This window comes from Stenotrophomonas sp. 05L414_2 (assembly GCF_056397905.1).
This window is the reverse complement of record NZ_JBFTOJ010000311.1, coordinates 1-1,561: the sequence shown is the minus strand read 5'-3', so window position 1 is coordinate 1,561 and position 1,561 is coordinate 1. Positions and strand designations below refer to the sequence as shown.

The 1,561-nt window shown below is 35.2% G+C and carries 1 protein-coding gene; it reads left to right on the top strand.

The features are described 5' to 3' along the window. Window positions 1-191: 191 nt before the first annotated feature. Window positions 192-1,525, top strand: a protein-coding gene (locus AC1DJN_RS21910) for an IS3 family transposase (protein ID WP_478040258.1) whose coding sequence is annotated in 2 segments (ribosomal slippage) — window positions 192-564 and window positions 564-1,525 — 1,335 coding nt in all. Because the reading frame shifts where the segments join, the coding sequence is not laid out codon by codon here. Window positions 1,526-1,561 lie beyond the last annotated feature (36 nt).

The following is a 1,561-nucleotide window of genomic DNA, read 5'->3' as shown; positions in this document are numbered from 1 at the left end:
CTCCACTACATACGAAAAACACCGAATTTTTCCAATACTTTCTAGTGTATTATTTCTTTTTTTATTCTAACCAAAAAATCAAATCTCATCCTATTTTAAACTGTACCCTATAAGATAGACACTTTGAAAAAAGTCTATCCTATAGGGTACTTTTGTTTATAATGAGAAAAAAGATGTCGGAGCGRAATGAAATGACGAAAAGATTATTTACTAAAAAAGAGCAAGAACAAYTAAAMTGTAATCCTAATRTCCARGCTATTAGTGATAAAGCGATTACTTATACTGAGGARTTYAAACGCCATTTTATYGCAGAAAATGAAAAAGGRAAACTCCYAAGAACGATTTTTGAAGAGGCWGGTTTAGATGTTGAACTGATTGGTTTGAAGCGCATTAGTTCAGCGGGAAAGCGTTGGCGTGCAGCTTATCGTACAACTGGAGTAGCGGGTCTACAAGATACACGGAAAGCGAATTCAGGTCGTCCAATAGAACGGGAATTAAGTTTTGAAGAAAAAATTGCACGATTAGAAGCGAAAAATCGATTATTACAAGCGGAGAATGAACTTTTAAAAAARCTCGATCTACTCGAAAGGCAGATGTTAAAGAAGAAATAACAATCCCAACAGAATTAAAATTTGATTTAATCAGTAAAACGATTCAAAAATATAAACTAAAACGTTTAGTAACCTATCTATGTGAAATCATGGGCGTATCTCGTTCAGGTTACTATAATTATTTCACAGAAAAATCAGCACAAAAGCGTGCAACCCATGAGTTAGCAGATGAAGCCGTCAAAGAAATCATTTTAAAAGCGTATCATTTCCGAGGACGTAGGAAAGGTACACGTCAAATTAAAATGACGTTAGAAAATCAATATGGGATAACGTATAACTTAAAACGTATTCGTCGTATTATGAAGAAATTCGAGATTGTATGCCCAATTCGAAAAGCGAATCCRGCACGTAGAATGGCCAAAGCGACAAAAGAACATCGTACATGTCCAAATGAATTACAGCGTAACTTTAAACAAGGTGTAGCAGGAAAAGTATTATTAACAGATATCACGTATTTACCGTACGGAAACGGCAAACGTGCTTACTTATCAACGATTAAGGACGCTGAGACAAACGAAATTTTAGCGTATGAAGTATCTGCTTCATTAAGTATGGATATCGCGCTCAATACTCTTCGTAAATTGAATCGAAATCACCACCATTTAASGRAAGATGCMTTTATTCATTCRGATCAAGGWTTCCATTATACGAATCCAAAATTCCAAAAACTTGTGAAGAAAATGGGACTAGGGCAATCTATGTCACGYCGAGGAAACTGTTGGGATAAYGCSCCWCAAGAATCATTCTTYGGKCATTTTAAAGATGAAACCAATCTGAAAGCRTGYGAAACRTTAGAAGAAGTAAAAMRAGAARTKAARAGTTATATGATKTAYTACAAYCATTATMGAGGGCAATGGWAYTTRAAAAAGCTGCCGCCTGYAAAATACAGACAGCAGCTTCAAAARGTCGCCTAGCTTTTTTTCAAAATGTCCWTTACAAAGGGYACACTT